20 protein-coding genes are annotated in these 23,666 nt (G+C 62.1%); 15 read left to right on the forward strand and 5 right to left on the reverse strand.

Annotated features, from left to right (window positions below):
- Entirely contained in the window at window positions 1-909 is a 909-nt protein-coding gene (gene chlG, locus J2R99_RS16275) for a chlorophyll synthase ChlG (RefSeq protein WP_307155427.1), read from the reverse strand.
- 291 nt (window positions 910-1,200) lie between these two features.
- Between chlG and J2R99_RS16280 the strand changes: the two genes are divergently transcribed.
- Window positions 1,201-2,091, forward strand: coding sequence for an alpha/beta fold hydrolase (locus J2R99_RS16280; RefSeq protein ID WP_307155428.1), 891 nt, complete (start codon window positions 1,201-1,203; stop codon window positions 2,089-2,091).
- Between the two features lie 46 nt (window positions 2,092-2,137).
- Here J2R99_RS16280 and ppsR read toward each other — a convergent pair whose 3' ends face one another.
- The gene (ppsR, locus tag J2R99_RS16285; RefSeq protein WP_307155429.1) at window positions 2,138-3,586 is read right to left on the reverse strand and encodes a transcriptional regulator PpsR; all 1,449 of its coding nucleotides are present in this window, start codon (window positions 3,584-3,586) and stop codon (window positions 2,138-2,140) included.
- A gap of 34 nt (window positions 3,587-3,620) precedes the next feature.
- The gene (locus tag J2R99_RS16290; RefSeq protein ID WP_307155430.1) at window positions 3,621-4,448 is read right to left on the reverse strand and encodes a cobalamin B12-binding domain-containing protein; all 828 of its coding nucleotides are present in this window, start codon (window positions 4,446-4,448) and stop codon (window positions 3,621-3,623) included.
- Between the two features lie 313 nt (window positions 4,449-4,761).
- On the opposite strand from J2R99_RS16290, the gene bchF reads away from it, so the two are divergent.
- Genes bchF through hemA form a run of 14 tightly spaced genes read left to right on the forward strand, consistent with a single transcriptional unit; the run spans window position 4,762 to window position 20,369 of the window.
- Window positions 4,762-5,310: a 2-vinyl bacteriochlorophyllide hydratase gene (bchF, locus tag J2R99_RS16295; protein WP_370872392.1), complete on the forward strand. Its 549-nt coding sequence runs from the start codon at window positions 4,762-4,764 to the stop codon at window positions 5,308-5,310.
- Window positions 5,307-6,590: a ferredoxin:protochlorophyllide reductase (ATP-dependent) subunit N gene (locus tag J2R99_RS16300; protein WP_307155432.1), complete on the forward strand. Its 1,284-nt coding sequence runs from the start codon at window positions 5,307-5,309 to the stop codon at window positions 6,588-6,590. Before bchF ends, J2R99_RS16300 begins: the two co-directional genes overlap by 4 nt.
- A gap of 1 nt (window position 6,591) precedes the next feature.
- Complete coding sequence (gene bchB, locus J2R99_RS16305) at window positions 6,592-8,175, forward strand: ferredoxin:protochlorophyllide reductase (ATP-dependent) subunit B (protein WP_307155433.1); 1,584 nt, start codon at window positions 6,592-6,594, stop codon at window positions 8,173-8,175.
- Window positions 8,150-11,875: a magnesium chelatase subunit H gene (locus tag J2R99_RS16310; protein WP_307155434.1), complete on the forward strand. Its 3,726-nt coding sequence runs from the start codon at window positions 8,150-8,152 to the stop codon at window positions 11,873-11,875. Before bchB ends, J2R99_RS16310 begins: the two co-directional genes overlap by 26 nt.
- Window positions 11,872-12,774 carry a ferredoxin:protochlorophyllide reductase (ATP-dependent) iron-sulfur ATP-binding protein gene (gene bchL, locus J2R99_RS16315; protein ID WP_092814956.1) on the forward strand — a complete coding sequence of 301 codons (903 nt, stop codon included), beginning with the start codon at window positions 11,872-11,874 and terminating at the stop codon, window positions 12,772-12,774. Before J2R99_RS16310 ends, bchL begins: the two co-directional genes overlap by 4 nt.
- Window positions 12,774-13,475 (forward strand): magnesium protoporphyrin IX methyltransferase, encoded by a 702-nt coding sequence (gene bchM / locus J2R99_RS16320; protein ID WP_307155435.1) that lies wholly within the window; start codon window positions 12,774-12,776, stop codon window positions 13,473-13,475. Before bchL ends, bchM begins: the two co-directional genes overlap by 1 nt.
- Window positions 13,472-14,905, forward strand: coding sequence for a BCD family MFS transporter (locus tag J2R99_RS16325; protein ID WP_307155436.1), 1,434 nt, complete (start codon window positions 13,472-13,474; stop codon window positions 14,903-14,905). Before bchM ends, J2R99_RS16325 begins: the two co-directional genes overlap by 4 nt.
- Before the next feature lie 22 nt (window positions 14,906-14,927).
- Window positions 14,928-15,692 (forward strand): photosynthetic reaction center subunit H, encoded by a 765-nt coding sequence (gene puhA / locus J2R99_RS16330; protein ID WP_307155437.1) that lies wholly within the window; start codon window positions 14,928-14,930, stop codon window positions 15,690-15,692.
- Window positions 15,689-16,354, forward strand: coding sequence for a photosynthetic complex putative assembly protein PuhB (puhB, locus tag J2R99_RS16335; RefSeq protein WP_307155438.1), 666 nt, complete (start codon window positions 15,689-15,691; stop codon window positions 16,352-16,354). The genes puhA and puhB overlap by 4 nt, the downstream gene beginning before the upstream one ends.
- A 9-nt stretch (window positions 16,355-16,363) precedes the next feature.
- On the forward strand, window positions 16,364-16,825 hold the full coding sequence (gene puhC / locus J2R99_RS16340) for a photosynthetic complex assembly protein PuhC (protein WP_307155439.1): 462 nt from the start codon (window positions 16,364-16,366) through the stop codon (window positions 16,823-16,825).
- Window positions 16,822-17,127 (forward strand): O2-dependent cyclase accessory protein, encoded by a 306-nt coding sequence (locus J2R99_RS16345; RefSeq protein WP_307155440.1) that lies wholly within the window; start codon window positions 16,822-16,824, stop codon window positions 17,125-17,127. The genes puhC and J2R99_RS16345 overlap by 4 nt, the downstream gene beginning before the upstream one ends.
- Window positions 17,124-18,191, forward strand: a complete 1,068-nt coding sequence (gene acsF / locus J2R99_RS16350) for a magnesium-protoporphyrin IX monomethyl ester (oxidative) cyclase (RefSeq protein ID WP_307155441.1) — start codon at window positions 17,124-17,126, stop codon at window positions 18,189-18,191. Before J2R99_RS16345 ends, acsF begins: the two co-directional genes overlap by 4 nt.
- Before the next feature lie 12 nt (window positions 18,192-18,203).
- Window positions 18,204-19,103, forward strand: coding sequence for a putative photosynthetic complex assembly protein PuhE (gene puhE, locus J2R99_RS16355; RefSeq protein WP_307155442.1), 900 nt, complete (start codon window positions 18,204-18,206; stop codon window positions 19,101-19,103).
- Between the two features lie 54 nt (window positions 19,104-19,157).
- A complete protein-coding gene (gene hemA, locus J2R99_RS16360; RefSeq protein WP_307155443.1) occupies window positions 19,158-20,369 on the forward strand; it encodes a 5-aminolevulinate synthase in 1,212 nt (403 codons plus the stop codon).
- A 963-nt stretch (window positions 20,370-21,332) separates the two neighbouring features.
- Here the strand turns inward: hemA and pufC are convergent.
- Complete coding sequence (gene pufC / locus J2R99_RS16365) at window positions 21,333-22,676, reverse strand: photosynthetic reaction center cytochrome PufC (RefSeq protein ID WP_307155444.1); 1,344 nt, start codon at window positions 22,674-22,676, stop codon at window positions 21,333-21,335.
- Window positions 22,673-23,653, reverse strand: coding sequence for a photosynthetic reaction center subunit M (gene pufM, locus J2R99_RS16370; RefSeq protein ID WP_307155445.1), 981 nt, complete (start codon window positions 23,651-23,653; stop codon window positions 22,673-22,675). Before pufM ends, pufC begins: the two co-directional genes overlap by 4 nt.
- Window positions 23,654-23,666 lie beyond the last annotated feature (13 nt).

A 23,666-nucleotide genomic window follows, 5' to 3' on the forward strand; every position in this document is an offset into this window, starting at 1 on the left:
TCACGCTCCAATCGTACGCAGTGCAAAAGCCGAAATCAGCATGCCGAGCACATAAAGCGTGGTGCCGGTGGCGTTGTACCAAGCGGCCTGCTCTTTCGGCTCACGCAGGAGGCGCGCCATCAGTGCGAATTGTACGAGCAGGGAGACACAGACCGCGGCCGCGTAAATCGGCTTACCCCACGAAAACAGAAGTGCGATCACAATGACTTGCGGAAAAGCCATGACAAAACAGGCAAACCTTGCGGCGCGCGCGACACCCAACTGTGCCGGCAGCGACCGAATCCCCATCTTGAGGTCACCCTCGACGGCTTTGAAATCGTTGAGGGTCATGATCCCATGGGCGCCGAGGCTGTAAAGGGCGGCAAGCGTGATGATCCGCCAATCCGGGAGGCCGCCCACCATGACAGCGGCGCCGGTGAACCACGGCAACCCTTCGTAACAGGCCGCGACCGCCGAATTGCCCCACCAGCCGTTCTTCTTCAGCCGGAACGGCGGCGCCGAATAGGCCCAGGCAAGAATGAGGCCGACCACGGCCGCCCAGAACACCCAAATGCCGAGGAACGATGCGAGGACGAGCGACAGGGCCGTCCAAATGAGTGCGATATAAAGGCCCCAACGGCCAGGGATTCGGCCAGACGGAATCGGACGGTTGGGCTCGTTGATCGCGTCGACATGGCGGTCGTACCAGTCGTTCGCAGCCTGGCTCGTCGCGGTGACCATAGGCCCCGCGAGCACGATGCCGGCCACCATCACCAGCCAGCGTTCGGAAATCGGAACGCCTGACGAAACGACGCCGCAGCCGAACGCCCACATGGGAGCGAACCATGTGATCGGCTTCAACAATTCGAGCACAGCCGCAGGTTTCGGGCGCGTTAAAGTATCGGATGCAATTGAAGCCGAGCGAGACATGGCGGAACAGTATTGGCCACCTCGCGCACCGTCAACTCAACTTTACACTCGCCCCCGCGGCGGAATCTCGCGCCCCCCGGAGGCGGGGAACCCGCGTCACTGCCGGACGTTGCGAGACCATCCCGAATGTTGCAGAGCAAAACGGCGGAGCGGATGACGAGTGAGGACAAGGCGATGACATCGCAGAACGAAACTGAAGGCAGCGCATCATCAGGCAATGGCGCTCCCATGGGCCCAGCGCCCGCCGCGAGGAGCGTCTCGCCGGTGAGCGAAAGCCGACCCGCGGCGCCGATGCCCTCGCTACCTGAGGCCTTCCCCGCCGAACGGCGCGAGATCACGGGACGCGCCGGGCGCCTCTCCTATTATGTCGCAGGTGAAGGGACCCCCCTCCTCCTCATCCACAGCATCAACGCCGCGGGCTCGGCCTATGAAGTGCGGCCGGTCTTCATGCACACACAAGCGCGGCACCGGGTCTACGCTGTCGATCTTCCAGGTTTCGGTTTCTCAGATCGCTCCGACCGGACCTACGACATTCGGCTTTTCGTCGACGCGGTCCACGACATCCTCGACCTCATCGAAGCGGAAACCGGTTCGCGCGCCATCGACGCGATGGCGCTGTCCCTGTCGTCAGAGTTTCTGGCACGCGCAGCGACCGAGAGGCAGGAAGGGCTCCGCAGCCTCACCTTCGTCACGCCGACGGGTTTCGAGACAGGCTCGAGCAAACGCAAAGGCTCCGAAGGGTCGACGCGGCAGGTGCCGTTTCTCTATGAAACCCTCACGGTGCCGCTTTGGAGTAAGGGCGCTTTTCGCCTTCTCACCACCCGTCCGAGCATTCGCTTCTTCCTTGAAAAGACCTTCGGCAGCAAGGACATAGACGAGGGGCTTTTCAACTACGCTTATGAGACGACGCATCAGGACGGGGCCCGTCACGCGCCTTACAACTTCGTTTCGGGGCGCCTCTTCGCCAACGATATCAGGCGCATCTACGAGAAGCTGACGCTGCCCATCTTCCTTGCGCACGGCACTCGCGGGGATTTTCAGGATTTCTCCGAGGTCGATTGGCTGCGTGCGCAACCCAATTGGACGGTGAAGCCGTTCAAGACCGGCGCGATGGTCTATTTCGAGCAGCCTGAGGCCTTCCTCGCGAGCTTCGAGGAGTTTCTTGCTTCGGCAAAAGCCTGAGGCGTCTCACAAGTCTCACGGACCTATCCGAATACATCCATGCGGTTCAGTGGTCGCTGCCGTTTTCCGGCGTGAAGTCCACGAGGTTGTACCGGCGAAGCTTCGAATAGAGGCTTTGCCGGCTGAGGCCGAGAATTTCAGCGGCCGAAGCGCGATTGTCGCCGGTCAGCTCGAGTGCTGCTTCGATGCAGAGCTTCTCGATCACATCGGTGGTTTCGCGCACGAGATCCTTCAGAGGGACGCGTCCCACGAGTTCTGTCAGTTGATCGACCGAGCGGGGCAATTGCCTGGCGGCCGGGCGCTCTCGTTCGACCCGCGCACTGACATCGCGAAGGACGAAGCCGAGGCAGGGCTGCTCCCCTTCGAGCACCGAAACCGCGGCGACCTCGACATCGACGACAGAGCCGTATTCGCCTCGCAGGATCGACCGGAAATGCCGAACCGAGCCATGTTCGCGGAGATTGGCGATGAGAACGTCAAGTTCGATCCCCTGCCGCCCGACCCAACGCTCCAGCCGCTTTCCACGAACCTGCTCAAGGCTCGCCGTCTGCGCCAGATCGAGAAAGGCGATGTTGGCCGCAAGGATACGCCGATCGGGATCGGTCACGATGAAGGCGTCCGGCAGATGCTCCACGATATCCATCAGAAGCGAGGTCGTCCCCGCGTCCTGCTTCACTCTCTCGCCGTCGACCGGCGACAGGCGGATGAGGAAATGGGCTGAGGATTCCTGCCTGAAGAGCGAAGCGGAGAGAATGCACTCCTGGTCACTGAAGGGGAGCCGCACACGCGCATCCTCGGCATGGCCTGCAGCCCGCACCATCGCGAGCAGGGCTTGCACGCCGCGCTCGGATTCGTCGGCAAAAAGCTTCCGCAGCGGCGCTCCGACAAGTTGTTCTGGAGAATGGTCGAGCAGCCGGCTCGCGGCGGGATTGACCTCGACGACCTTCTGGCTGTTGGCGTCGATGATCAAAACGGCTTCAGAAGCCATCTTGAAGAACAGGCGATAACGCGTCTCTGCCTGACGCAGGCGCGAATACTCGCGCTCCAGCGCCACCTGCGCTTCGATCAACCGTTGCTGCAGCGCGGAGACCGGACGCAAATCGCGACCGATGGCGATGTAACGCTCGCCGCCGCCCACCTGCATGGCGAAATAACGCACCGCGACATCGGCACCACGGTTCGACGGATGATTGACTTGGCGCCAGCGCGAAACACCTTTCGCGCCTGCCTCATTCAGAAGAGACGCGACTTTGTTTTCGCTTTCGGGCGTGACGAGATCGCGCCACGCCTTTCCAACCCAGTCCGAAACACCTTCGTGAGAGAATTCTTCGTCGCCAAAGGCGAGATCCTGAACGACGCCATCCTTGTCCAGAACGAGGGCGATGTCTGCCGCGTGGGCAATGAGCTTTCCGGCGATCTCGGCGTCCAGGTCTCCGACCGACTTATGCGGGGCCGCGAACTCGCTTGGGGCTGATTTTGTAACCAAGCCGTCCATCTGTTGCACTTAGTCCCGCATCAGGCGTGAATCATCAGCAACGCATAGTTAGGAGCCCGAGCATACGCTCGGCCTGCGACACTGCACTGCGCGCATCCGTCGCTCCTACATCGGCACCTACCGACGCCACAAGCTCCGGATGCTCCATAAAGATCTGTCCACCAACGATCACAGCAATGGATTTGTTACGAGATTCCAGGCGGATCGCCTTTATCGTCGCCGCCAGATCGTCGATCCCACGCGCGCTCGAAAGCGACAACCCGACCATTGAAAACCATTCGCGCTTGACGATCCCGACGAGATCGGCGGTGTTCGCATCGAGCTCGACAGACGCATCCCAGCCACCGCGACGGAAGAAGGCCTCCGTCAAAAAGATGCCGAAAGAATGCCGTTCACCCGGCGCAGAGGCGAGCAAGATACGCCGGCCGTCGCCGCAATCGGCCGACTGACTGTAAAAAGCCGGACCGAGCTCCCTCAGAAGGTGCTGAAGCCGCGACATGCCGATGGTCACCTCGGCGAAATCGCAGCGATCCTCGTTCCAGAAATCCCAAAGCCGTGTTGCTGCAGGCGCCATCAGCTCAAGCAGAAGCGCCTCGAGCCCGACACCGCGCGCGCGCGCCATATCTATATAGGCGAAGGCGACACTCGCATCACGCGCGACCAGGAGCCGGGCAAATTCGTCGATATCGACGTCATCGACCCCGGTGCCCTCCACGCAATTGAGATGTGGTTCGCCCCAACCTACGCGGTGGGCAAGCATCAAACGCGGAATGATCTCACCTTCGATCGTCGTGAGAATGCGACCGCTCCAGGCGCTCGCACTGGACACCGCTTCAACGTCTGAGACCTCGATCGCACGCATAGGGACATCGTCCCACGGCCGGTTCCCGTCCCAGCTTCCGCAACGGTCCTCAGTATGTTGCCTAAGGTCGACCATCTCTCGCACCCCCCGAGCTCAAACTGGCCAAAAACGGCTCGTGCGCCGCCTCACTTGCGGGCGGCTGCATTCCCGACGGAGGTTTTAAACCTCTGCCGGTCGACGCGCGAGTTTAAGCACTTTCGGACCTTCCGCGATAGAGCCGGAGGCTACGCCCCATCCCGCCAAAATGTAAAGTAAGATTTACGTCTAGTGTTGTTGACAGTGCCCGAGCCGCAGCCCTAGAGTCAGCCATACGTTGTGCCGGTTGGGGAGACGGGGCGCGGTGAAAACACCAAATAAAACAATTGTTTCTCTCTATACAGAGGAAGAACGTCGGCGGCGTGACACGACCTCCTGGACGTTGGTTCAGGGTGTGCTGGCGCCGATTCAATTCCTCGTATTTCTCATCAGTTTAGCCCTTGTGGTCCGGTATTTGACGACAGGCCAAGGGTATTTTGTCGCAACCGCGTCCATCGTCGTCAAAACCGCTGTCCTGTATACGATCATGATCACAGGCTCGATCTGGGAGAAAGTGGTCTTCGGCCGTTATCTCTTTGCGCGGGCCTTCTTCTGGGAAGACGTCTTCTCGATGCTCGTTCTGGCCCTTCACACGGCCTATCTCGGCGCGCTTTGGACCGGTTTCCTGGATGCTTGGGGGCAGATGATCTTGGCGCTCGCCGCCTATCTCGCATACGTAATCAACGCGACACAGTTCGTTCTGAAGCTGCGTGCTGCGCGGCTGCAGGAGCAGGCGAATCGCGATGCGGCGGCCGCGACCAAGACGGATATGGAGTTCGCACGATGAACCCAGCCGGCGTCGCACGTGTCACGACGGGCTGTAGTGAGGCGCCGGTCCTGCGCGAGCGCGGCCAGCGCGAAGTGTTCTGTGGCCTCACTGGCATCATCTGGCTGCATCGCAAGATCCAAGACGCCTTTTTCCTGATCGTCGGATCTCGCACCTGCGCCCATCTCATGCAGTCGGCTGCCGGCGTGATGATCTTCGCTGAGCCGAGATTTGCCACCGCAGTCATTGAGGAGCGCGATCTCGCCGGCATGGCCGATGCCAATGAGGAGCTCGACCGCGTGGTGACGCAGCTCTTGGCGCGCCGCCCCGAAATCAAGCTTCTGTTCCTGGTCGGCTCCTGCCCGTCGGAAGTGATCAAACTCGATTTGTCGCGCGCCGCTGGCCGCCTCAACGAGAAATTCGCGCCGACGACGCGCATTCTGAATTATTCGGGTAGCGGCATCGAGACGACCTTCACTCAGGGCGAGGATGCGTGCCTCGCTGCCCTTGTCCCGGAAATGCCTGAAGCTCCTGCGGGAGCTCCGGCCTCGCTCCTCGTCGTCGGCTCCCTCGCCGATGTCGTGGAAGACCAGTTCCGGCGGCTGTTCGACGATCTCGGCATAGGGCCAGTCGGCTTCCTACCGCCGCGATCGTCGACAGAGCTGCCCGCGGTTGGACCCAATACCCGTTTCCTGATGGCGCAGCCCTATCTTGCCGAGACGCGGCGAGTCCTGGAAAAGCGTGGGGCACAGGCTCTGCAGGCGCCCTATCCCTTCGGCGCCGAAGGCACCACGGCATGGCTTAAGGCGGCAGCGGATTGCTTCGGCGTCGACGAGAGTCGGTTTACCGCTGTAACGGCCCTCGGCCGCGAGCGTGCCAAACGCGCGCTGTCGCATTATCAACAGCAGCTCGCCGGCAAGAGCATCTTTTTCTTCCCTGATTCACAGCTCGAAATACCGCTTGCACGGTTTCTGTCGCGGGAGCTGTCGATGCGGATCGCCGAAATCGGCACCCCCTATCTGCATCGTCAGAATCTCGCGGCAGAGCTTGATCTGCTGCCCGACGGCACGGTCTTGTCGGAAGGCCAGGACGTCGACCGGCAGCTCGACCGGGCTCGAGCCGCACGCCCGGACCTGACGGTTTGCGGGCTCGGCCTCGCCAATCCACTGGAGGCGGAAGGGCTGACCACCAAATGGGCGATCGAGCTCGTGTTCACGCCGATCCAGGGTTACGAGCAGGCTGGCGATCTTGCAGAACTCTTCGCGCGTCCGCTCAATCGCGCCGCGCGATTGGAGGTGTGAGATGCAGCTGACGGTCTGGACCTACGAGGGGCCGCCGCATGTCGGGGCGATGCGCATCGCAACCGCGATGGAAGGCATCCACTACGTCCTGCACGCACCGCAGGGCGACACCTATGCCGATCTCCTGTTCACGATGATCGAGCGGCGCGACAAGCGCCCACCCGTTACCTATACGACGTTCGAGGCGCGCGACCTCGGCACAGATACCGCTGAAATCTTCAAGAACGCGGCACGTGAGGCCTACGAGCGCTTTCAGCCGCAGGCGATGCTGGTCGGGGCTTCGTGCACGGCTGAGCTCATTCAGGACGATCCGGGCGGGCTTGCCAAAGCGTTGGCCCTGCCGATCCCCGTTGTTCCGCTGGAGCTACCTTCCTATCAGCGGAAGGAAAATTGGGGCGCATCCGAGACCTTCTATCATCTCGTTCGGGCCCTCGCCGGCCCGCATGCGCCGGCGCCTGGCTCGGAAAGACCGCCGCGGGACGCGGGCCGCCGGCCACGATGCAATCTGCTGGGCCCCACGGCTCTCGGCTTTCGGCACCGTGACGATGTGGCGGAGATCACCCGCCTTCTCGACCGCCTTGGAATCGATGTCGCCGTGACCGCACCGCTCGGCGCCACTCCCGCCGATATCGCGCGGCTCGGAGAAGCCGATTTCAACGTCGTGCTCTATCCGGAGATTGCGCAGACGGCCGCCGGGTGGCTCACACGCACGTTCCGCCAGCCGGCGACGAAAACCGTGCCGATCGGCTTCGGCGCCACGATCGACTTCGTCAAGGAAGTCGCCGAGATCGCGGGCGTCGACCCGACTGCCGTTCTCGCGGGCGCCCCGTCGCGTCTCCCGTGGTACTCGCGCTCCGTCGATTCCACGTACCTCACCGGCAAGCGCGTCTTCATCTTCGGCGATGCGACACATGTCGTCGCCGCCGCGCGCATTGCCGACAAGGAGCTCGGCTTCAAGGTCGTGGGCCTTGGCACCTATTCGCGTGAATTCGCCCGCGACGTGCGCGCCGCCGCCGAACATTATGGCGTCGAAGCGCTCATCACCGACGATTATCTCGAGGTCGAGGAGAAGGTGGCGGAGCTTCATCCCGAGCTGGTTCTCGGAACCCAGATGGAGCGCCATATCGCCAAGCGGCTGCGCGTGCCGTGCGCCGTCATCTCGGCACCGGTTCACGTCCAGGATTTTCCGGCACGCTATTCGCCGCAGATGGGCTTCGAAGGCGCCAATGTGATCTTCGACACCTTCGTGCACCCTCTGATGATGGGCCTCGAAGAGCACCTTCTCGGCATGTTCCGTGGCGACTTCGAATTTCACGACGAGGTCCAGCCGTCGCATCTGGGGCACGGCGCCGCACCGGCGCAAGACCCGACTCAGATCAAAGAAGCGGAGGTCGAAAAGACCGAGATTGTCAGCGTCGCCCAAGGTGTCACCTGGGCGGCGGAAGCGGAGCAGGAACTGCGCAAAATACCGTTCTTCGTCCGCGGCAAGGCGCGCCGCAATACCGAACGTTTCGCCGAAGAACGCGGCTTAGCGACGATTACAGTTGAGACACTCTACGATGCCAAAGCCCATTTCGGCCGATAACGCGACGCCTCTGCGCGTCGTCATCGTGACACTCGACAGCCATCTGGCGAGCGCAGTCGAGCGCGCACGCCCTATTCTCCAGAAAGAGATTCCCGGTCTCATCCTCAATCTGCACGCCGCCACGGAATGGGGTGACGATGCGACCGCGCTCGGCCGCTGCCAGGCGGACATCGCCGAGGCCGATATCATCCTCGCCAATATGCTCTTCATGGAAGATCATATTCAGGCCGTGATGCCCGCCTTGAAGGCGCGGCAGGACAAATGCGACGCTATCGTTGGCTTCATGTCGGCCGGCGAAGTGATCCGCCTCACCCGCATCGGCCGCTTCAAGATGGACGGCTCGCAGGGCGGTGCGCTCGCGCTTCTCAAGCGGCTGCGTGGCTCGGAAAAACGCGACAAGGAAGGCGCCAAGCAGGCTGCCAGTTCGGGCGCCAAGCAGATGGCGATGCTGCGCCGGATCCCGCAATTTCTGCGCTTCATCCCGGGTACGGCCCAGGATGTGCGCGCCTACTTCCTGGTTCTTCAGTACTGGCTCGCCGGTTCGGAAGACAATATCGTCAACATGGTGCGGCTTCTCGTCGAGCGTTATGCCGAGGGCCCGCGCAAACAGCTGCGCCACCATTTGAAGGCCAAGCCGCCGGTGCATTATCCGGAGGTCGGGCTCTATCATCCGCGGCTCAAGGGACGCATCACGGAGCGGCTGGAAGCCCTACCCTCTCCGTCCAAGGAGCGCAGAGGCCGCGTCGGCCTCCTCATCATGCGGTCCTATGTGCTTGCCGGAAACACCGCCCATTACGACGCAGTGATTGATGCGCTGGAGGCCCATGGCCTTCAGGCGGTGCCGGCGTATTCGAGCGGTCTCGACAGCCGGCCCGCGGTTGAAGCGTTTTTCCTGCCGAACGGGCGTCCGGTCGTCGATGCCGTCGTTTCATTGACGGGCTTCTCGCTTGTCGGCGGCCCCGCCTACAACGACGCCAAGGCGGCTGAAGAGATGCTGGCGCATCTCGACGTGCCCTACATTTCGGCACAGGCCGTCGAATTCCAGACGCTTGAGCAGTGGGAGGGCTCCGACCGCGGCCTTCTTCCGGTCGAAACGACCATGATGGTGGCGATCCCTGAACTCGATGGTGCCACCGGTCCGATGCTCTTCGGCGGTCGTTCGGAGAATGCCGAACAGACCCGCGATATGCAGGCGCATTCCGAGCGCGCTCAAATGCTGGCCTCGCGTGTCGACAAGCTCGTCAGGCTTCGCCACGCGAAGCGCGCGGAGCGAAAGCTCGCCGTCGTCCTTTTCAATTTCCCGCCAAACGCCGGCTCCACCGGCACCGCGGCTTACCTTTCGGTTTATAATTCTCTCTTCAACACACTGAAATCCCTCAAGGAAGCCGGCTACACGGTCGACGTGCCGGAAAGCGTCGATGCCCTGCGGGACATGATTTTGAAGGGCAATGCGAGCCGCTACGGCACGGACGCCAATGTGCATGACCGCATCGCGACCGACGATCACGTGAAGCGCGAGCGCTATCTGAAAGAGATCGAAGCCCAGTGGGGTCCGGCTCCCGGGCGGCAGCAAAGCGACGGCAGCTCGATCTTCGTCCTCGGCGTCCAGCTCGGAAATATCTTCGTCGGTGTGCAGCCGGCCTTCGGCTATGAAGGCGATCCGATGCGGCTTCTCTTCGAGAAGGGATTTGCGCCCACGCACGCCTTCTCCGCCTTCTACCGATATCTGCGCGAAGATTTTCGTGCCGACGCCGTTCTGCATTTCGGCATGCATGGCGCGCTTGAATTCATGCCGGGCAAACAGACGGGGCTTTCCGATGCCTGCTGGCCCGACCGGCTGATCGGCGACCTGCCGAACTATTATCTCTATGCTGCCAACAATCCGTCGGAAGGCTCCATTGCCAAGCGGCGCTCTGCAGCGACGCTGATTTCCTACCTCACTCCGCCCGTGGCCCGGGCCGGGCTTTATCGCGGCCTTCTCGATCTCAAAGCATCGCTTGATCGCTGGAGGGCATTGCCGCCGGACGACATGAAGGAGCGTGAGCAGCTCGCACCGCTCATTCAGGCTCAGGCCGCGGAGCTTGACCTGGCGGCCGCCGAGCCCGCCTGGGACGATCCAGCAGCGGAGACTGCAAAGCTGAGCGAGGCAATTCTCGACCTTGAATACAGCCTCATCCCGCACGGCCTGCACATCATCGGCGAGCCTCCTTCGGCGGAAGAACGTGCTGATCTCCTCCTGGCCGTTGCCGAGGCTCGCTTCGGCACGAAGCCGGAGAAGGAAGCTATCGAGGCGCTCGTTGCCGGGCGGCAGCCCAGGCAGGCGCTGGTCGTCGGCGGTATGGACGAGAACGAAGCAAACATCGGAATGTTCGAGGAGCTTGCGTCGACCAACAAGCTGTTGTCGGAAGATCACGAACTGCCGTCTCTCATCCACGCCCTCGACGGATGCTTTGTGCGCCCTGCCCCTGGTGGAGACCTTCTGCGCACACCGGCAATTCTGCCGACGGGTCGGAACGTGCATGGCTTCGATCCCTTCCGCATGCCGAGCGCCTTCGCCGTCACGGATGGGGCCCGTCAGGCGAAACGCCTCCTCGACCGTTATGTCGAAGACGGACATCCGATCCCGGAATCGGTCGCGATGGTCTTGTGGGGCACCGACAATCTGAAAAGCGAAGGCGGTCCGATCGCTCAGGCTTTGGCTCTGCTTGGCGCACGGCCGCGGTTCGACAGCTTCGGGCGTCTCTGCGGCGCCGCCCTCATCAACTTGGAAGATCTCGGCCGGCCGCGCATCGACGTCGTGATGACGCTGTCTGGTATCTTCCGCGACCTGCTTCCCTTGCAGACCAAGCTGCTTGCCGAAGCCGCGTATCTCGCGGCCACGGCGGACGAGCCGCTTGAAATGAACTATGTGCGCAAGCACGCGCTGCGCTATCAGGAAGAGCATCAATGCGACCTGGAGACGGCGGCTTTGCGCGTCTTCTCCAACGCCGACGGCGCCTATGGCTCCAACGTCAACATGCTGCTCGATTCCGGGCGCTGGGAAGACGAGGACGAACTCGCCGACACCTATGCGAAGCGCAAATGCTTCGCTTACGGACGCCAGGGCGCACCCAAGCAGCAGGCCGCTCTTCTGCAGACGATCTTCAGCGATGTCGAGCTTGCCTACCAGAACCTCGAATCGGTCGAGCTCGGCGTCACCACCGTCGATCACTACTTCGACACGCTTGGCGGGATCAGCCGCTCGGTGCGCAAGGCCAAGGGCGGCGAGATTCCCGTCTACATCGGCGACCAGACCCGTTCGGAAGGCATGGTTCGTTCGCTCTCGGAGCAGGTTGCGCTCGAAACCCGCACCCGCATGCTCAACCCGAAATGGTACGAGGGCATGCTGAAGCACGGTTATGAAGGCGTGCGCCAGATTGAGGCCGCAGTGACCAATACGATGGGCTGGTCCGCCACGACCGGCCAGGTCGCGCCCTGGATCTATCAGCAGATCACGCAGACTTACGTGCTTGATCCGGAAATGCGGCAGCGCATGGCCGCCCTGAATCCGGTCGCGTCGGCTAAGGTCGCGCACCGGCTTTTGGAGGCACATGAGCGCCAGTACTGGCAACCCGACGAGGCCGTGGTGGAAGCCCTGCGGCAGGCGGGCGAAGAACTGGAAGACCAGCTCGAAGGCATACCCGTGGAGAGAGCCGCATGAACATCCCTCTGAGACCGATGCCCCCGATCGCGAAGAACGAGGACGGAGAAGGCAGCGTTCAGGTCCAGCTCGATCCATCGATCCACATCGACACGGCCAAAGTGTTCGCCGTCTATGGCAAGGGCGGGATCGGCAAGTCGACGACCTCGTCGAACCTGTCTGCGGCATTTTCCAAGCTCGGCAAACGGGTTCTGCAGATCGGTTGCGACCCGAAGCACGATTCGACCTTCACCTTGACCAAGCGCCTCGTGCCGACGGTCATCGACGTTTTGGAGTCTGTGAACTTCCATTCCGAAGAGCTGCGCGTCGAAGACTTCGTCTACGAAGGCTATAACGGCGTCATGTGCGTGGAGGCCGGCGGGCCACCTGCCGGAACCGGCTGCGGTGGCTATGTCGTCGGCCAGACCGTGAAGCTTCTCAAGGAGCATCATCTCCTGGAAGATACCGACGTCGTGATCTTCGACGTTCTGGGCGACGTGGTCTGCGGTGGTTTCGCTTCGCCGCTGCAGCATGCCGAGCGCGCGCTCATCGTCACCGCCAACGATTTCGATTCCATCTTCGCGATGAACCGGATCGCCGCGGCGATCCTCGCGAAGGCGAAGAATTACGATGTTCGGATCGGCGGCGTGATCGCCAATCGCAGCGCTGGTACCGACGAGATCGACCGCTTCAACGCGGCGACCGGACTTAAGCGTCTGGCGCATCTGCCGGATCTCGACGCGATCCGGCGCAGCCGTCTTAAGAAGTCGACGCTTTTCGAAATGGAGCCCTCCCCCGAACTGGAGCAGGTGCAGAACGAATATCTGCGTCTTGCCGCTCAGCTCTGGGCAGGCGTCGAGCCGCTTGCAGCAACACCGATGAAAGATCGCGAGATCTTCGATTTTCTGGGATTCGATTGATGCCAACAGCCTCGTATTTGGAGCGCCGCGGAGAGCTTGAGACCTATTTCGACCGCACCGCGGCCGATGCCTGGTCCAAACTCACGTCCGACGCGCCGGTGAGCCGAATCCGGGCCACCGTGCGCGCCGGCCGCGACCAGATGCGGGCGACCTTGTTGAGCTATCTGCCGGAGGATCTCTCCGGGGTGCGGCTTCTGGATGCCGGTTGCGGAACCGGCGCGCTTTCACTGGAAGCGGCGCGCCGCGGCGGCGATATCGTCGCAATCGATCTGTCGCCCTCGCTCGTCGCCCTTGCGCAGGAGCGCATCAAGGACGAGCCGGAGGCTCAGCGGATCGATTTCCACGTCGGTGACATGCTTGATCCCGCACTTGGCGATTTCGACTTCATCGTGGGTATGGATTCGCTCATCCACTACCGCGACCAGGATCTTGCCAACATCCTCGCCCGGCTGGCGGCGCGCGCACGGCAGGGGGTGGTTTTCACCTTCGCACCTCGCACAGCGCTGCTCGCGGCCATGCACATGGCAGGGCGTTTTTTCCCGCGCAGCGACCGCGCACCATCCATCGAACCGATCAGCGAAGCGCGGCTGCGCCAGCTGGTCGCTGCGACACCTGAGCTAACGGCATGGCGGCCGGGTCGAAGCCGTCGTATCGTAAGCGGATTTTATACGTCACAGGCTATGGAGCTCGTGCCCGCATGAAGCGGCTGAACAATTCGGTGAGTGCCGCGTGGAGCCGTCTCGGCCCCCGCTTTTTGCCGTTTGCAGATGCTGCAACGGCCGAACTCCCGCTCGGCCGTCTTCTGCGTCTGTCATTGTTCCAGGTTTCCGTCGGCATGGCGGTGGTGCTTTTGAACGGCACCTTGAACCGCGTCATGATCGTGGAGATGGGCGTGCATGCCTGGCTCGTCTCCTTGATGGTGTCGCTGCCGCTCGTCTTCGCGCCGTTCCGCGCCCTTATCGGCTTCAAGTCGGACACGCATCGCTCGCTGCTCGGGTGGCGGCGTGTGCCCTATATCTGGATGGGCACGCTGATCCAATTCGGCGGTCTCGCCATCATGCCATTCGCGCTTCTGGTTCTTTCCGAGGGCCAGGGACCGGCTATTGTTGCAGGTCAGGCCGGGGCCGCCTTCGCCTTCCTTCTCGTGGGCGCCGGCCTACACACGACGCAGACGGCAGGCCTTGCTCTGGCAACCGACATCGCGCCGGCTGAGTCCCGCCCGCGCGTCGTGGCGCTGCTCTACGTCATGCTTCTTCTTGGCATGATGGTGAGCGCCCTCGTCTTCGGTGTGCTTCTCGACAATTTCAGCCCGTTCCGGCTCATCCAGGTCATTCAGGGCGCTGCCTTCCTGACGATGGTCTTGAACATCGTCGCTTTGTGGAAGCAGGAGGCGCGCAATCCCGCGCTCACCGCCAAAGACACGCCGAGAACCAGTTTCCGCGAGGCCTGGGGCTCCTTCGCCAAAGGCGGACGCGCAAGCCGCCTCCTCATCGCAGTCGGCCTCGGCACCGCTGGATTCAGCATGCAGGATATTCTGCTGGAGCCTTATGGCGGAGAGGTCCTGCACCTCACCGTGAGCGGGACGACGACTTTGACGGCCCTCCTCGCCGGAGGTTCGCTCATTGGATTTGCCATCGCCGCACGCAGTCTCGGACGCGGTCAGGATCCGCACAAGCTTGCAGCCTATGGCGCGCTTGCCGGCGTTGTCGCATTCGCCGCGGTGATCTTCGCCGCACCTTTAGAATCAGCGATGCTTTTCCGGGTCGGAACCATCATCATCGGCTTCGGCGGCGGCCTCTTCTCGGTCGGCACGCTCACCGCCGCTATGGACTTATCGGAGAATGGGCAAAGCGGTCTCGCGCTTGGCGCCTGGGGCGCTGTTCAGGCGACCGCTGCAGGGCTCGCGATCGCGCTCGGTGGCGTCGTTCGCGACACCTTCTCCACTTTGGCAGAACAAGGCGTTCTCGGGCCGGCTCTCGCGAGCCCGGCCACCGGCTACAGCTTTGTCTACCATTTCGAAATCGCGCTGCTCGCCGTCACTCTCGTGGCGATCGGGCCGCTCGTGGGGTCGGGGGGGCGAACACGCTCCGATCCATCATCGTCCTTCGGTCTAGCTGAGTTTCCCGGCTAGCCGTTGTCAATGGAGGTTATCAATGCCCGCCGGAGCACTTACAGGGTATATGGATGTGGCCCAGATGACGCTTTATGCGTTCTGGATCTTTTTTGCCGGTCTCATCATTTACCTTCGTCGCGAAGATAAGCGCGAAGGTTATCCGCTTGTTGCGGAACGCGGTGAGACCAAAGAACGGATCGTCGGGTTCCCCGACGCACCGGCACCGAAATACTTCAAACTTCATGGCGGTGGCACGGCACAGTCCGGCCGCAGCGACGACCGCGACGTGCGTCTGACGCCGGCCGGCCCGTCTAACGGCGCTCCGTTCCGTCCCGTCGGCAATCCGCTGGTCGATGGCGTTGGGCCGGCCGCTTATGCCGATCGTGCCCATGAACCTGAGCTGACGCTCGACGGCGATCCGAAGATCGTGCCGCTGTCCAGCGACGAGAGCTTCTATCTCGATCCGAAGGATCCAGATCCTCGGGGCATGCTCGTCATCGCAGCCGACGGTGAAGTCGTGGGTAGCGTTGAAGACGTGTGGGTCGATCGTTCCGACGTGATGATCCGCTATCTTGAGGTCGCGCTCGATGGTGCCGGCACTGTGCTGGTTCCGTTTGTGATGTCGACCCTCAACGCGCGCCAGCGTCAGATTCGCGTGAACTCCTTGATTGCCAAGCAGTTCGCCGATGCGCCGCGTACGGCCAGCCCGAACAGCATCACCATGGTGGAAGAAGACCGTATTCAGGGCTACTTCGCCGGTGGTACTCTTTATGCGACGCCGGCACGGCAGGAGCCGCTGCTGTGAACGAATACGAATCCGAGCCTATCCGCGGCCTGCCTCAGCGCTTGCCGAAGGGGGAACGGATCCTCTGGCAGGGGGAACCGCGCTGGGCAAGTCTTGCCCGGCGCGTCTTCCACCTTCCAACGCTCGTCGTCTATTTTGCTGTTCTTCTCGCCCTGCGTGCCGTCCTGGCTCTCTCGGCGGGGGGAACGGCAAAAGACGCGATCCTGTCGGCGACCTGGCTTTTGCCGGTCGCCGCTCTCGCGGTTCTTATTCTCACCGTCTATGGCTGGCTGATCGCCCGCACCACGGTCTACACGATCACCGAGAAGCGTCTGGTCATCCGCAGCGGCGTGGTGTTGCCGATGACGCTCAACATCCCTTTTGCGGCGGTGGAATCGGCTGCATTGCGGCTCCACGGAAAGGGAATTGGCGACATTCCGCTCGTTCTTTCTCCCAACCACCGTGTCGCTTATTATGCTTTGTGGCCGCATGCTCGGCCATGGAAGATCAAGCAGCCTGAGCCCATGCTGAGGTCGGTTGCCGATGCCGAGCGCGTCGCAGAGATCCTGGCAGGTGCGCTTGCAGCAACCGCCGGACGTGGCGACAAATCGGGGGAAACCGCCCTCGAAGCAGAGACGGATACTGACGCACAATGGTCATCGCACGCAAGTGCGGTGGCATAGGAGATCAAGGTGAGCGGCTTTACGAACACTGCGCCGTTTCCGCGAGGCCCTCTTCTGGCCGTGGCGGCGCTGCTGACGGTTTCGATCGTCCTTGCAGCTGTGAGCGCATTTGACCGTAGAGGCCACAGCACCGAGATGCCGGGGACGACGGCCGTAGAGGTGCGTCTTCTGCAATTCAAAGATCTGGCGAACGGAGGCGTCGGCATTTTCGACGCCTCCGACGGCAGCCAGATCGCCGTTGCCGCTCCCGGCACGAATGGTTTTTTGCGCGCGACCTTGCGCGGCCTCGCACACGAACGGGAACGTCGCGGCATCAGCCCCAACAGCCCATTTCGTTTGACCTATTGGGACGACGGACAATTATCGCTCGAGGATCCCTCGACCGGCCGGCTCGTCGCCCTTGAAGCTTTCGGACCGACGAATGCACAGGTCTTCGCCCGCTTCCTTTCCAAGACGAGGCAGGCGCAATGATCGGCAATTGGGTCGGCGGACGTGAAGAGATCGAAGTGGAGTGCACCATCGAGGTGCAAAACACCTTCGAAAGCCTGCACGCTCATGTGGACCTCGATGGTGGCATCGAAATCCGCCCGGGCGATGCGGTGCGAGTCCATGGTGAGCCGATCACCGTCCCCTACGGCGAGGCGGCCACGTTTCGCCGCCGCGCGACGGTGGTGAGGGCAACCGCTTTCGAGCGGCTTTGGACACGCATGACCGGTGACATGGAGTTCATGGAGCTCCTTGAGTTCAGCTTCTCTTCCGAAAGCAGGCTATGACGATCGAGACCCTCTCCCTCTCTCCGAACGACACCACCCTCAAGGCTCAAGAAAGCACGGTTTTGAGCCCGCGCTTTTATACGACGGACTTCGATGAGCTTGACGCCATCGATGTCAGTCACATTCGCCTCGAGTGGGACGCGCTCATCGCAGAGATGAAGAGCGACCCCAACAAGGGCCATTTCAAGCGCACGGAAGCCTGGGACGACGTGAAGCTCTCGGATCTTCCGGAGGACCTCCAAAAGGAGTTCGTCGACTTCCTGGTGAGTTCGCTCACGGCCGAGTTTTCGGGTTGCGTGCTTTATTCGGAGATGAAGAAGCGCGGCAACAACCCGGATATCTGCGAACTCTTCCGCTATATGAGCCGCGACGAAGCGCGCCATGCAGGCTTCATCAACGACACGCTCAAGGATTTCGACATCGGTGTCGATCTCGGCTTTCTGACGCGCACGAAGAAGTACACCTTCTTCCGCCCGAAATTCATCTACTACGCCACCTATCTTTCCGAAAAGATCGGCTATGCGCGTTACATCACGATCTTCCGGCACCTGGAAAAGCACCCGGAGAAGCGCTTCCACCCGATCTTCAAATGGTTCGAGCAATGGTGCAACGACGAGTTCCGGCACGGCGAGGCCTTTGCGCTTCTGATGCGCGCGAACCCGCGTGTCACGCAGGGGCTAAATAAGTACTGGGTCCGCTTCTTCGTCCTCGCCGTTTTCGCGACCATGTATGTGCGCGACCATGCGCGACCCGCCTTCCACAAGGCTCTCGACATCGATCCGACGGAATACGACTTCACGGTTTTCAGGATCACGTCGGAAATCAGCAAGCAGGTCTTCCCGCTCACGCTCGACATCGACAATCCCCGGTTTCGCGCCGGCCTCGAAAGACTACGGCAAGCCAGCGAGAAAATGGCGGCCGCCAAACGCAAGGGCGGCCTCGTCGGCGGTTTGCAGCAGCTTTTTCACGGTGCCGGCGCAGGCGTCACCATTGCCCGTCTTTATTTCCTGCCGGTCAAGGACAATGCCCCGCCGGCCGAGAGCCGGCTCGTTCCGGCCTGGTAGGGAGGCATCGGAGTGTCGCTCTACGTCCTGCCCATCGTCTTTGCGTTGTTTACCTGGTGGTTCTCAACGGGAGCGATTCTCTATCTCGACGGTCTGCCCCGGCGAACTTTTCGCTGGAGTATTGCTGGCGCGACGGCTCTGCTCGCCGTCGCTTTCTACGGCCTGGCGATCTCCAGTCGCGATGCGAGCGTCTCCGGCGCCTTCATCGCCTTCACCTGCGGCCTGACCGCGTGGGGCTGGCATGAGATCAGCTTTCTCATGGGGTACGTCACCGGACCGAGAAAGAGCCTGTGCCCGAGCGGCATTTCCGGCTGGAAGCGCTTCATCTTCGCCACCCAGACGATCCTCTACCACGAGCTCGCGATCCTGCTTTCGGCCGCGGTGATCGTCGCCCTCACCTGGGACGGCCCCAATCAGCTCGGGACCGGTATCTTCTTCCTGCTGTGGGGCATGCGGGCCAGCGCCAAGCTCAATCTCTTCCTCGGCGTGCGCAATCTCTCCGAGCAGTTCCTGCCTGACAGCCTTGCGTATCTGAAGAGCTTCATGGTCAAAAAACCCATGAATCCGCTCTTCCCGGTGTCCATTACGGTTGCGACCGTGATCACCGTGTTGTTTGCACAGCGCGCCATCGCCGATGTGGCGAGCCCGTTTGAAGCCACCGCCTATACGTTCCTCGCCACGCTGATGGCGCTCGCCGTCCTGGAGCACTGGTTCATGGTGCTTCCCTTGCCGGCTGAAGCGCTGTGGAAATGGGGGCTGCGGACACACGAGGTGCAGCAGCCCAAAGACCAGAGTTCACCGGCACGGCCTTCAACGACCTTTTCGGCACGGACAGCCGCAGCATTGCCGGGCAGCCGACTGAACGCGCAGCCGGCATTGAGCACTTATGGCGCGCCGCCGCCGGGGGAATAATGGGGAGCGATCGGGATGGCACGCGAGGTCAGCGCGGATTTGGGGAGGCGATCCATGGATTATGAGAACTTCTTTCGGCAGGAACTCGAGGCGTTGCGCCACGAAGGCCGCTACCGGGTCTTCGCCGATCTTGAGCGTCATGCGGGCGAGTTTCCGCGCGCCACGCATTACCGCGACCGCGGCCGGGCCGAGGTGACTGTCTGGTGCTCCAATGACTATCTCGGCATGGGCCAGAATTCGCTGGTCATCGATGCCATGCATCTCGCCCTCGACCGTTGCGGCGCGGGTGCCGGCGGAACACGCAACATCTCGGGCACCAATCATTATCACGTGCTTTTGGAGAACGAACTGGCCGAGCTTCACGGCAAAGAAAGCGCCCTCGTCTTCACCTCCGGCTATGTGTCGAACTGGGCCACGCTATGCACGCTTGCAGCGAAACTGCCGGGCTGCGTCGTCCTTTCCGACGCCAAGAACCATGCCTCGATGATCGAGGGCATCCGTCACAGCCGCGCGGACCGCATGATCTTTGCGCATAACGATCCGGAAGATCTCAATCGCAAGCTCGCAGACATCGACCCGGCGCGTCCCAAGCTCATCGCTTTCGAATCCGTTTATTCGATGGACGGCGATATCGCGCCGATCGCCGAGATCTGCGACGTCGCCGATGCGCACGGTGCCATGACCTATCTCGACGAGGTGCACGCCGTCGGCCTCTACGGCCCGCGTGGCGGAGGCATTTCAGAGCGTGACGAGGTCGCCCACCGGCTGACTGTCATCGAGGGTACTCTCGCCAAGGCTTATGGTGTGATGGGGGGCTATATCGCAGCCTCTACGGCGCTTTGCGACTTTGTTCGCAGCTTCGCCTCAGGCTTCATCTTCACGACCGCACTGCCGCCCTCCGTCGCAGCGGGTGCACTCGCCTCCATCCGCCATCTGAAGGCAAGCGAGGCGGAACGCGACAGGCAGAAGGAGCGCGTCGCGACCGTGCGCCGCCGTCTCGACGAGATCGGCGTGCCGCATCTCCTCAACGAAAGCCACATCGTGCCAGTGATGGTGGGTGATCCCGTTTTGTGCAAGCAGATCAGCGACAGGCTTCTCACGCAGTACGGGATCTATGTGCAGCCGATCAATTATCCGACCGTACCGCGCGGCACCGAAAGGCTGCGAATCACGCCCTCGCCCCTTCATTCCGATTGGGACGTCGACCGCCTCATCAATGCCTTGAAAGCGATATGGTCTGAGATCGGGCTCGAACGCGCCGCCTGACATTTCATTGTCGCAAGTCCTCAAAGCGCCGGCCAATCAGCCGGCGCTTTTTTGCGTCCTGCCAATGCAGGGGCCTCCTCGCGGGCGCAAACGCCTCCCCTTGCCGCTCCTCTCAAATTGTGCGCCCCACGGGTCCGAGCCTCGGCCGGGCCGATCGCACGATCTTTGCTCGGCCCTTCCGCCCTTTCGAGATCGTCGGGCTCTGCCGCTCCCCAACCTCTGGGGGGAGCGTTTCTCTTTTGAACGAATCGCTTGGCCGGACCCGCTCAGGTCTTGATTCACATTCTGGAAGGTCGACGAAGCGATATCTCTAGCGCTTAGGAGCTGACGTTCAGAGATTGATTCAAGCAGGCGGTTTCCAGCCGTCGGCGCGCCCTCGCTCTATGCGCTACGCCGCACGCGTCGTCCGGCGCCCCGTGCCCGTGCCCGTGCCCGTGCCCGTGCCCGTGCCCGTGACGGCATATTCGCCCTGTGGGCGCCACAAGAAGGCGGCTCAGCCGCAATTCGCATCCCGACGCTTCTTTCTCCCGCCCGCTATCGAGGCGGCCCCCAAAAGTCCCACCGACGGGCCTCAAATGCCAGCGTCGGCTGAGGGAGATCCAGTCCTCTCTCGGACCGGCCGAGCGTAGCGGCCGTCGTGCCGACGCCTACCTTCTACCGCAATGCGCATCGCGCTCGCAGGAGATTGTGAGCCGTAAACGAGCTCTGTAAGCAGCCCCCGAAACACTCGGCACGTCGCGACGGATCTGCGTCAGCCCCGGCGCCGGATACCGCGATTTCTAGCAGCGTCACACGGCCTCGGAGATCTGACGACCCCTCGGATCCACATCTTCGTTCCCATGGGATTCTGGTCGCGCTGCCAACGGCCGCTTCGGTCTGCGTGGAAATCGGCACAAAAAAAATCCGGGAGATGAAACATCTCCCGGATCGAGGTTGAGGAGGCGTCCGAAGACGCCGCCGTCATTACTGATTTTGCTGCATCTGCTCCATCTGCTGGCGCATCTGCTGCATCTGCTCCATCTGCTGCTGCATCAGCTGCATCTGCTGCTGCATCAGCTTCTGCTGCGCCGTCAGCTCACCCGTCGGGGCTTGCTGGGCCGGAGCCTGCGGCTGGGCCGGCTTCTGAGCCTGCGGCTGCTGAGCCGGAGCCTTGGGCTGAGCCGGCTGCTGAGCCTTCGGCTGCTGAGCCGGAGCCTGCGGCTGAGCCGGCTGCTGAGCCTCGGGCTGCTCTGCCGGAGCCTGCGGCTGCTCAGCCGGGGCCTGGTCCGGGGCAACCTGAGCAGAAATCAGCTCAGGATAATCCTGGACCATCGGCGCACCACCAAGCGGCTTGGGCTCGCCCTGATGGCAGGTCGCGCAGTTCGCCTTGGGAGCGTCTCCCGTCGGGCCGAGGCGCATTGCCGGATATTCCGGCTGCAGCGGCACGAGGTAGTTCGCATTGAGATCGCGCACCAGGTCCAGGCCGTGGAAGGCCGTGAGCCGCGGCGGGCTGCTCTCATTCCAAGACATGAACGACCGGCTGTCATGGCAGTAGGTGCAGTTCACGCCAAGCGCGTCAGACAGATGGATCATCAGCGCATAGGTGTCTTCCGTATCCTTGATGCTCGCGCCAAGGCCGCTGCCCTTTGCCGGAAGAGCGGTCGTCGGAACGATACGAGGATTGGACGGACCGGTAAGGAACACATCCGACGGGTTGGAGGCCATTGATGTCAGGCCGGCAACTTCGTTCGCATGGTTCTGCCCGTTCGGGCTGTAGCCCGCATAGACTGCCTTCGTGGGAGCCTCGTCCTTGAACCAGATCTCGGTCGGGACAGGGTTGCCGCGGTGGCAGGTGTAGCAGGTCACACCCGTCTGGGCGACGTGGTTCGTCCAGTCGGAATTGATGTGGCGCGTCATCTCAAGCATGCGACGCGACACGATCTTCGTGTAGGGCCGCTCAGCGGCCAGGTCGTTTTCGTCGTGGCAGTAGGCACAGCCCTGTTCCGGCGACACCCATTCCGTGATCACGGTCATGACGCGCAGGAACTGCTCTTCCGAAAGATCACCGAGAACATGAACGTTCTGGTAGACTTCCGAAGCGCGGGGACCTTCAGCCGAAACCGCTGGGAACGGATCGGGGATCTGGTCCGCCGCCTTGCGCAGATCCTCAACAGACTTGATCTGCTGCATGCCGGTGCCCCGGTAACCCAGCTGCGTACCCTGTGCCAGAGGCCAGATATGATCCGGCTGCGGCAGATTAAGGGTGAACAGCAGGAGGCCGCCAACTAGCACGCAGAATGCGACGGCCATTTTCATCGCGAAGGTCATTGCGCCCCTCCTGACATAAGAGCCGGATCCTGGATGGCGTCAAAGACCTGCGGATAGGCGGGCACGAGCCCGTGCTTGATGCCCCACAGGAACCAGTTGTCGACAACCGTACCCGTGAGAAGCATGCCGATACCGCCGGTGATCGGGCAAAGAACCGCAAACCACCAAGCCCAGCGATGGATGGATTCCATGGTGGCATTGAAGCCCATGGTCCAGCGCCAGAAGAGCGCAGCGCGCTCCGCCGCAGTTCCGCGATCCACGACCTGCTCAGCTTCCCGGTCGCCGCCGAAGCGGCCCACGGCCAGGATCGTTGCGCCATGCATGGCGAACAGAAGAGTCGCGCCATACAGGAAGACGATCGAGAGCATGTGGAACGGGTTGTAGTACAGATTACCGTAGCGGATCGAGAAAGCCGCAGTCCAGTCGAGGTGCGGGAAGATGCCGAACGGAACAGCCTCCGACCAGCTGCCAAGAAGCAGCGGGCGCAAGAAGCCGATCACAATCATCAGCCAGATCGCCGCCATGAACGCCCAGGCAACGTGCGTGCCCATACCGAGCGCAGTAGCCCGGCGGTACGTGCGCACCCACCACAGAAGAACCGACGTCGTCATAAAGAAGCCGGCCATCTGCCACCAGCCGCCCTGGTCGAGCGGGCAAAGCACGCAGAAGCCGAGTTCGGCAGGCGGCGGCTCAAGCGCAAGCCAAGGCAGTTGGCGCACGAATTCAATCGGGCTCCAGTTCACCGAGGCCAGCATGTTGAGACCGACGATCTCAAAGGCCAGGAAGCCGAAGATCAACGAAGCGATACCAGACAGCCCAAGATAGACGGGTCCGATCTGTGCGTCGCCGATCTTGCCTAGCCAATAGGAGACAATCGGCTGTCCTGCCCGACCGGTGGCAGAGCCAGCGACCGGGACACCGGCGTAGACAGGTCCGTGGACCTGCACCCGGTTAAAGATGTTTTGGTACTCAGCCATAATAGTCCCCCTG

The sequence above is a fragment of the Rhodopseudomonas julia genome, from assembly GCF_030813515.1.
Lineage (GTDB): Bacteria > Pseudomonadota > Alphaproteobacteria > Rhizobiales > Afifellaceae > Afifella > Afifella julia.

Excerpts from the sequence above, each read along its gene's own strand:
- chlG (WP_307155427.1), bottom strand. The coding sequence starts at position 909 with ATGTCTCGCTCGGCTTCAATTGCATCCGATACTTTAACGCGCCCGAAA.
- J2R99_RS16280 (WP_307155428.1), top strand. The coding sequence starts at position 1,201 with ATGCCCTCGCTACCTGAGGCCTTCCCCGCCGAACGGCGCGAGATCACG.
- ppsR (WP_307155429.1), bottom strand. The coding sequence starts at position 3,586 with ATGGACGGCTTGGTTACAAAATCAGCCCCAAGCGAGTTCGCGGCCCCG.
- J2R99_RS16290 (WP_307155430.1), bottom strand. The coding sequence starts at position 4,448 with ATGCGTGCGATCGAGGTCTCAGACGTTGAAGCGGTGTCCAGTGCGAGC.
- J2R99_RS16300 (WP_307155432.1), top strand. The coding sequence starts at position 5,307 with ATGAACCCAGCCGGCGTCGCACGTGTCACGACGGGCTGTAGTGAGGCG.
- bchB (WP_307155433.1), top strand. The coding sequence starts at position 6,592 with ATGCAGCTGACGGTCTGGACCTACGAGGGGCCGCCGCATGTCGGGGCG.
- J2R99_RS16310 (WP_307155434.1), top strand. The coding sequence starts at position 8,150 with ATGCCAAAGCCCATTTCGGCCGATAACGCGACGCCTCTGCGCGTCGTC.
- bchL (WP_092814956.1), top strand. The coding sequence starts at position 11,872 with ATGAACATCCCTCTGAGACCGATGCCCCCGATCGCGAAGAACGAGGAC.
- bchM (WP_307155435.1), top strand. The coding sequence starts at position 12,774 with ATGCCAACAGCCTCGTATTTGGAGCGCCGCGGAGAGCTTGAGACCTAT.
- J2R99_RS16325 (WP_307155436.1), top strand. The coding sequence starts at position 13,472 with ATGAAGCGGCTGAACAATTCGGTGAGTGCCGCGTGGAGCCGTCTCGGC.
- puhA (WP_307155437.1), top strand. The coding sequence starts at position 14,928 with ATGCCCGCCGGAGCACTTACAGGGTATATGGATGTGGCCCAGATGACG.
- J2R99_RS16345 (WP_307155440.1), top strand. The coding sequence starts at position 16,822 with ATGATCGGCAATTGGGTCGGCGGACGTGAAGAGATCGAAGTGGAGTGC.
- acsF (WP_307155441.1), top strand. The coding sequence starts at position 17,124 with ATGACGATCGAGACCCTCTCCCTCTCTCCGAACGACACCACCCTCAAG.
- hemA (WP_307155443.1), top strand. The coding sequence starts at position 19,158 with ATGGATTATGAGAACTTCTTTCGGCAGGAACTCGAGGCGTTGCGCCAC.
- pufC (WP_307155444.1), bottom strand. The coding sequence starts at position 22,676 with ATGACCTTCGCGATGAAAATGGCCGTCGCATTCTGCGTGCTAGTTGGC.
- pufM (WP_307155445.1), bottom strand. The coding sequence starts at position 23,653 with ATGGCTGAGTACCAAAACATCTTTAACCGGGTGCAGGTCCACGGACCT.